Here is a 2738-nt window from a genome sequence, read left to right as displayed (position 1 = left end):
TGCACGAGCCAACAGTGCTCACAAACCAACACGCGCAACGGGTACCAGATCTCCGGAGCACGCAGGGCCTCTTCTGTCAGATAGGCGTTGGACGGCGGCGCACTGCCGAGGTCGACGAACGGCAGGGTGAGCGGGTTTTGGCAGTGGCGACAGTTCACGCGAGGTCGCCCTCGCCGGCACCGGGCCAATACTCATCGTCCAGAACCTGATCGATGGTAAAGGGGCAGGTCGACGGAAAGCGGCTCAGCGCCAGCCCGGTCTCCTGCGCTGCCTCGCGCCGCGCCGTGTCGTAGATCTCTCCCAAGGTCGCAGCCAGCGTTGGTCGTAAGCTCGGACTCTCTTTGATCAAAAGCTTGATATCGATCCGCTGGGTGATGACGGTCACGCCCCAGCTGCGGGAACGGCGTTCAGGTTGGCACTGCATCTTGAGGAGATGCAAAACAAGTATGATCAGACGGTTGCGCAGTTGTCGCCGCTCGCTTCGGCTCATACCGTCAAGCTCCTCCGAAAGGTGCTCCCGATCGAGTCGATCGAGGTCGCCCGCCCGGAGATGGCGCGCTTGGTCTTCGAGCCAGCGCAGGTAATCGGTGTCATAGCGGGTGGTTTGGGTCATGAGCGGTGCCTGAGGCTTGCCGTACCGAACTCTAGGTTACCCGGATGCCGGTGTATCCGTCATCCAGCAGCGCGTGCTGACGATCGCGCACGGAGATCTCCGAAACCGGCCGCGGCCAGTTGATGGCAATACGCGGGTCAAGCGCGTTGAGGCCGGCCTCCGCCTCCGGATGATAGGCTGCGGTATGCAGGTAGATGAGCTCGCAGTTATCGGTCAGGGTCTGAAAGCCGTGGGCGAAGCCTTCCGGGATGGCCAGGGTCCGATGGTTGTCGGCACCGAGGTGCACGGCATGCCAGCGCAGGAAGGTCGGGGAGGTGCGACGCAGGTCGATGGCGACATCGAAGACCTCGCCCTTTAGGCAGGTGACGGGAAATCGGGGACGTGACGGGAAATCGGGGACGTACCACGGAATCATGCACTCGGCTAGGGAAAGGACGGGATCAATTGAAGACGCATTGAGCCACGTACCCTTCCGCTCCATGCCTTGCTAGCCCACCGCGTCGTCTCAGATCAGGTCCTCGAGGCTAGCGGCATCGAAGATGCCGTCGAGCCAGGCGTCCAGTTGCGCGACCGGCGCGGTGTCGATCCGCTGCTCTGCCCCTGCGGGCAATGGGCCGAAGCGACGCGCGAGCAGACGCTTAAGACTGTCGGCCTTGCCCTGGATTCTCCCTCAGGCCCGTGACGCTGAGCCTCGGGGCTACACTGCCGTTGATACGATGAATCGGACTCATGGTTCCTGACCCGCAGGACTTTGCGGCGCTCTTGTAGGCACATCAAGCCGCCCCGGTGCGGCCCTGCGCGCGCTCAGTCAGGCATCCGCCACAGCCGTGAGATCGGTCCGAGGGAAGTCGTCGCCTTTGTAGAGCAAGGTCTGTTTGCGAGTGCTTGCCAGGGCGTATGAGCAGCAGTCTCCGAGGTTAAGCGAGGCTGGGTGCAATCCCTTGCCGAAACGCTCGTAGGCGATGCGTGCCGCACGCATCTGAATCGCGTCGAAGGCCACGATCTCGATTCCGAGATCCGCCACCAGAGCGTCCAGTTCGGCGACAGCCTCCGGACCCTTGCGTCGATAGAGCACGATCGAGGTCTCCAAGACGGAAAGCGCGCTGATGCAGCGCATCGGATCCGCGGCCAAAGCGATCGTCAGGCGCTCGGCCTCGGGCTCGCCGAGGAGAATCGCGACCAAAGCCGAGCTATCGATCACCACGGATCGAAGGTTCCATCTGCGCTGTAGCCCAGAATATCCTCGGCAGATCGCGGATCAAGGTCGGGCAACTGCGCACACCTCGCCCTGGATTGTCGGATCCGAGCGATCGCGGACACCTCGCTGCGCTGGCGCTGAAGCCGACCTGCACGCTCTTGCAGGGCAGCCAGGATGAGCTGCGGGATCGGCTCGCCGGTTTGGCTCGCCAACTCTCGCGCCAGCCTCTCGACTTCTTCGTTGACGATGGTGAGGGCCATAGCGTTGATCTCCGATGCAGATGCAGCCTGAATCGTATCAAGCCTACGCTTCGCCCGGGACGCTGGAGCCCCGGTCCCGAGGGCTAGGCTTGATAGGCGACATCGGACCGGAAGTGGGCGACGTCTACTCTCCAATGGTTACCGGGCGACTCAAGTCGCCTCTACACGTCGGTCGATGCATTCCCGGAGATGACCTTGGCTCGCTTGTCGGCATGGCGCCGGGCGGCTTGGGCATCGCGCACCACCTGTTGCAGCTCCTGGTCGAGATTTTGAGGCGCCCGTTGACCCTATCGACCGGCAGCACGGATTTCACGTCGAAGAGGATCGACTTGGGTTTGGCCCATCGGCGGATCCCGGTCGCGCCGGTCTCGACGAAGTCGCGGTGGGCTTGCGGGGCAGATCCTTGATGTCGCGCTGGATGGCGTTGGGCCGGCGATCGTGTCGGGCTCCCCGTGCCGGCATCTTCCGTGGGTCGGCATCCCGATGCCGACCCGGGTGCCCGGAGGGGTCCCGGAGTCAAGGCCTCCGGCTCGCTCGGGCGTTTGGTGCTGCCTGCGAGGTCTGCTCGACGTGACGCCGGGCGGCTCGCCTACGGTCTCGAGCCAGATTCAACTCCAGCGTCATGAATGCCGTTTCCAGCAACGCGGGTTCGATCCGGTATCTGCCA

The 2738-nt window shown here is 63.6% G+C and carries 6 protein-coding genes; all 6 read right to left on the bottom strand.

Features of this window, described 5'->3' with window-relative positions:
• The coding region (locus tag VLR48_RS00275) for a class I SAM-dependent methyltransferase (RefSeq protein ID WP_414718560.1) at positions 1–158 on the bottom strand (158 nt) is incomplete at its 3' end.
• Positions 155–613 carry a DUF29 domain-containing protein gene (locus VLR48_RS00270; RefSeq protein WP_325289866.1) on the bottom strand — a complete coding sequence of 153 codons (459 nt, stop codon included), beginning with the start codon at positions 611–613 and terminating at the stop codon, positions 155–157. The genes VLR48_RS00275 and VLR48_RS00270, both read right to left, overlap by 4 nt.
• Before the next feature lie 31 nt (positions 614–644).
• Positions 645–1028: a dTDP-4-dehydrorhamnose 3,5-epimerase gene (locus VLR48_RS00265; RefSeq protein ID WP_325289865.1), complete on the bottom strand. Its 384-nt coding sequence runs from the start codon at positions 1026–1028 to the stop codon at positions 645–647.
• 90 nt (positions 1029–1118) lie between these two features.
• Positions 1119–1277, bottom strand: coding sequence for a DUF4351 domain-containing protein (locus VLR48_RS00260; RefSeq protein WP_325289867.1), 159 nt, complete (start codon positions 1275–1277; stop codon positions 1119–1121).
• 144 nt (positions 1278–1421) lie between these two features.
• Entirely contained in the window at positions 1422–1796 is a 375-nt protein-coding gene (locus tag VLR48_RS00255; RefSeq protein ID WP_325289864.1) for a type II toxin-antitoxin system VapC family toxin, read from the bottom strand.
• Positions 1797–1810: 14 nt separating this feature from the next.
• Positions 1811–2071: a type II toxin-antitoxin system VapB family antitoxin gene (locus tag VLR48_RS00250; protein WP_325289863.1), complete on the bottom strand. Its 261-nt coding sequence runs from the start codon at positions 2069–2071 to the stop codon at positions 1811–1813.
• Between the last annotated feature and the right edge of the window lie 667 nt (positions 2072–2738).

This window comes from Thiocapsa sp. (assembly GCF_035467215.1).
Lineage (GTDB): Bacteria > Pseudomonadota > Gammaproteobacteria > Chromatiales > Chromatiaceae > Thiocapsa.
The sequence above is the reverse complement of the archived record's forward strand: the minus strand, read 5'-3'. Positions and strand labels throughout refer to the sequence as shown.